The sequence below is a fragment of the Tunicatimonas sp. genome, from assembly GCF_049647865.1.
GTDB lineage: Bacteria > Bacteroidota > Bacteroidia > Cytophagales > Cyclobacteriaceae > Tunicatimonas.
The window spans coordinates 1-4,283 of record NZ_JBARYM010000040.1 but is presented as its reverse complement, the minus strand read 5'-3'; the positions used below and the strand labels follow the sequence as shown (position 1 = coordinate 4,283).

At 41.2% G+C, this 4,283-nt stretch carries 4 protein-coding genes; 2 read left to right on the top strand and 2 right to left on the bottom strand.

The annotated features are described in order from the left end of the window. The first annotated feature begins 302 nt into the window (after positions 1-302). Positions 303-1,700 (top strand): hypothetical protein, encoded by a 1,398-nt coding sequence (locus WBA23_RS01775; protein ID WP_424580520.1) that lies wholly within the window; start codon positions 303-305, stop codon positions 1,698-1,700. A 9-nt stretch (positions 1,701-1,709) separates the two neighbouring features. Continuing rightward, positions 1,710-3,113, top strand: coding sequence for a T9SS type A sorting domain-containing protein (locus WBA23_RS01770; protein WP_424580521.1), 1,404 nt, complete (start codon positions 1,710-1,712; stop codon positions 3,111-3,113). 406 nt (positions 3,114-3,519) lie between these two features. Here the strand turns inward: WBA23_RS01770 and WBA23_RS01765 are convergent, their stop codons facing one another. Then, positions 3,520-3,669, bottom strand: a complete 150-nt coding sequence (locus tag WBA23_RS01765) for a hypothetical protein (RefSeq protein WP_424580519.1) — start codon at positions 3,667-3,669, stop codon at positions 3,520-3,522. 407 nt (positions 3,670-4,076) lie between these two features. After that, positions 4,077-4,283: hypothetical protein (locus WBA23_RS01760; protein ID WP_424580518.1), on the bottom strand; the 207-nt coding region annotated here is incomplete at its 5' end.

Sequence of the window (4,283 nt, the reverse complement as noted above, 5' to 3'; positions counted from 1 at the left end):
ATGATGGTCAGAGGCTTCAGACAAATTCAAATCTACCAGAATTCCAGCCTGTATGTAATTTAGTTATTTGCCACGTTGAATGTCTCTACCAGACCGGGAGTTTGCTTACGTTATTCTTTCAAATATCAATATACAGCCATAGTGGGGTTATCCGCATATAAAGAAATGGAATCCTTGGCAATCCAATTAAATTTTTTGCAACAGAGCCCTTTTAGTACAGTGTTGCATTTTGAGGAAAAACGTACAGTATTTCCAGTCAGGCAACAATAGATTTATGCTGTGATCAATTGATAATAGAAGGTATGCAGAAGTCTTTAATTTTAGGGTGCATCATGCTAGTGTGTGTTTCCAGCGGGCACGCTCAGCGCTGGGTAGAAGGAAACCAACTCGTTTCTGAGTTTAATCACGGACTGGGGAACTGGATGGGTTTCTCTGTGGCAATAGATGGCGATTTAGCCGTAGTTGGTTCTCCAGAGTATAAAGAATCTGATGGTATCGTTGGTATCTACCGAAAGGATGAGACAACCTGGAAATTAATAAGTACGCTACAAAATGGTGAGAACAATCTTTTTGGTGCTTCAGTAGGTATATCAGGTGGTACTATAGCAGTAGGGTGCTACAGTGATAGCTTGGTGTACGTTTATTATGAGCAAGACCAATGGACAATTCCGGATAAGGTAGCGCTGCCTGAGAAGGAAAACAGTCAGCGGTTTGGGCGTTCCGTAGGAATATACGGTGATACACTCGTTATAGGGGCCCACGGTAGCGATGATAATGCTGGTGCTGCTTATATTTTCAAAAAAAAAGACGGTACATGGGTATTGTCACAAAAACTGACGCCAGAAGAGCCGGTAGAGGAAGAACGATTTGGTCACGCAGTAGCTATCTCACCAGATTATCTGCTTGTTGCAGCAATGAACAGCGATGCTGCCTATGTGTTTGATCCCACGGAAAACGGATGGAAACAGTCTGCTAAATTGCCCGTTCCATTCTCGTCTGATTACGTAGTAACACGTCCTAGTAGCTGTGTTTCTATTGCTAACGATGTAGCAGTTGTAGGAACTCCTTACAATTCTGACAGTAGCTGGCGGGCCGGGGCCGCATTTGTTTTTGAAAAAGATGGAAGTGCTTGGAAGCAAACCGCACGCCTAGACGCTTCTGATGTTGGTCGTACACAGGTCTTTGGTCATTCGGTTTCCATTGCTGGAGGAGCTATTGCTATCGGCTCGTGGGGTTCAGGAGGGGGTGCTTATTTGTACGAAAAAGAAGAGAATGAATGGAAAGAAGTTAAAAAAATCCAGGTTGATACTGCCTATTCTTACGCGCATAATTTTGCGGTAGCTATGTCAGGAAACAATATCATTACTGGTGCTCCCTTTGATGGACCAGGAGAGAACGGATCGGTTCATTTTCTGGAAAGACATCCCCTAAATTGGCATGACGTACGCATTCAGAAAGTAGATATCAGTGATTACCCCTTAGTTGCAGGAGCGCATAAGTTTGGTAGGGGTGTGGCGTTAAGTGATAAAATTGCAGTAATAGGCGCGCCAGATGAGAATACATCCGGAAAAAAATCAGGGGCGGCTTACGTATACAGAATAGAAGGAGATCAATTGGTAAAACAGACTAAGCTTGTGCCAGAAAGGTTTTTTCAGATCGATGGCCATCGGTTTGGAAGCGCTGTAAGTATCTACAAATAATCTGTTCTAATTGGTGCTAGCAGCTATTTTGGAGGCCGTTCTTCCGATGGTACTGCCTACATATTTAGTGAAACCGATACTGGATGGGTTCAAACTGCCAAGATGGTTTCTGGCGAAAGATCGCCTGGCACAAATCGTTTTGGTCAAGCAGTAGCTTTATATGGCAATACTGCCATGGTCAGTGCCGCACGAGACAGCATCTCTAATCCGGTAGTATATGTATTTGAGAAAGGTGATAGTAGCTGGGTAAAGAAAACTAAACTAGTAGCGAGTGATGGAGAAATTGAATTTGGCTCCTCAATAGCTATGGAAGGGAATATTGCGGTGGTGGGTGACCCTAGCACCGGGAACCATGCTGCTTATGTTTTTGAAAAAGAAGGAACCGTATGGAGAGAAACCGCAAAGCTAAAGATTCAAGACAGTTCGCATAGTTTTGGAGATGCAGTAGATATTTCAGGTAATACGATATTAGTTGGTTCAGCAGATAAAGGGGCATATGTATTTGAAAAAACTGAAAGTGGATGGACGCAGGTTGCTGAACTATCTACTACTTACAGAGGACATTTGCATTTTGAAAATGATAATTGGGTAGCTATTTCTGACAAATACGCTTTGGTAGGCTCACCTGATAGAGGAAACGTCTATACATTCACAAAACCATCAGGTGGATGGAAAGATATGACTGGGGTGAACCAGATAATAGCGACCGAACGCTCCGAAAATGATCTATTTGGCATTGCGGTTGCCCTTAATAGTGATGCAGTCCTTATTGGTGCCTCACAGGGAAGCGTTAGTCAAAAAGGACAGGTAGGACAAAGTGGAAAAGCTTATTTCTTCAAAGCGATCGCCGATGATATTCCTCCCGTGGTGAACGATCAAACCTTTACAATTTCAAAAGAAAGTTTAGATAGCACTTTTGTAGGAAAAGTTCAAGTCTCTGATTCAGATAACGATCAGCACTTCTTTCAATTTGTTGATGACAGTACAAACAAATTTTCGGTTGATCCAACAACCGGAGAAATACATTTAGAAGACGAAAGTATCTTGAATCAAGCAGATTCAGAAACTTATAATTTTACGGTGGCAGTAGGTGATGGGGCTAACGTAGCGTACGCTAATATTACAGTGGAGCTTGCTATTAAGCCTTTGTCAGTGGTTAATAAGGAACAATTGAGGAAAGCATATTCAATTTACCCTAATCCTGTAATAGAGAAACTCACCGTGAAGATTAATGATTCGGAAGTATTGAAGGAGAGAAGACTGGTGATCATCAACTCCTGGGGCAAAAAGGTCTTAATCAAAACTTTAGACGCATCCGAAAGCACTATTGATCTGTCCGCGTATCCACCAGCCATTTATTTATTAAAGATAGAGGGGGCTAATCAAGCATTATTCAGAGTAGTGAAAAAGTGAATTTGTATGAATTATGATAAGTTACTTAAGGTAGATTTTATAAAATATAGGGCTTGCGTTAACTGTTGGCGTACAGTCTGAGGGGTGATGCCCATGTAATTGGCAATCTCGCGAGCGGTTTTTTCCCTGCTGGTGCGACAGTTCATACATCAATTTTTCGCTTAGGAGGAAGTAGGGCAATAGCTTGTTAAGCGATACTAGTGTACTCGGCTAGAATAATTTCTTACTCGGCAGTAGGAACTGAAGAATTCATTCGCTGGTACAGTTGATCCCGCAAGGCCTGATTTTGCGATGCCTTCGGAAGATATTTTAGATTCTCATTCTTTGCAATCTGGTAGAGATAAGATGCTAACGGTCGGGTGGAATTGATTTGATCGCGATGTTGCCAAAGTTTATAGAAAGTGTTTTATACTACTTCTTGAACATCTTCCGCCGAATGAGTAAACTTCAGAGAGAAACCATAAATGCGCTGATGGTAGTGATCATATACCGCCCGGAAGAAAGGCTCGTGCCCCTTTCTTAAGCGAGTTAGATTAAAAAATTGATCTTGTTCCATCAGTTTCAACTATACTTCATACAACAGTATTGATCTTGTGAAAGTCAAACAATATTTTGAAATTCTTGTAATGCATGTTTTGAATATAACCCCGTTTTTGTCATATAGTTTAGTAACCAATTATGAAGATGTTAACGGGTCAATATTTGACTAAGAAGCCGTGGTTTCCAGCGATCTTGTTCACCTTAATTTAGTGCTCATTTTGTTTAGTGCCTTTTAAAAGCTCTAAAAATTTAATAGTTAGTTTTATTGAGTAGTCCGTCTAATGCAAACCAGATATTACTCTCTTGATCCTATACTTCCTCTACTTAAGTTCAGCAAATCTACTTTAATGGACTTATGCAAATCTGGGTGGCGAATACTTAGCAGGTAGTTGGATAGGGAGGGTTTACTTACTTCTTAGAGAATTAATGAGAGCTATCCTTTGAAGAATCAAATACTAAACCCAATCGCGAGAGAGCATCCTGGTAGGTCGTAAGTTGAATGAGCATTTCTTCATTCTCCCTAAGAAGTTGACTAAATGCTTCCCCGTCAGGAAGTTGATCCTTATTTAGCTGGGCAGCAACGTCTCTAATTATTATAAGACCTTTACTAAGAAAGACATAGTAGGGGCT

Excerpts from the sequence above, each read along its gene's own strand:
- WBA23_RS01775 (WP_424580520.1), top strand. The coding sequence starts at position 303 with ATGCAGAAGTCTTTAATTTTAGGGTGCATCATGCTAGTGTGTGTTTCC.
- WBA23_RS01765 (WP_424580519.1), bottom strand. The coding sequence starts at position 3,669 with ATGGAACAAGATCAATTTTTTAATCTAACTCGCTTAAGAAAGGGGCAC.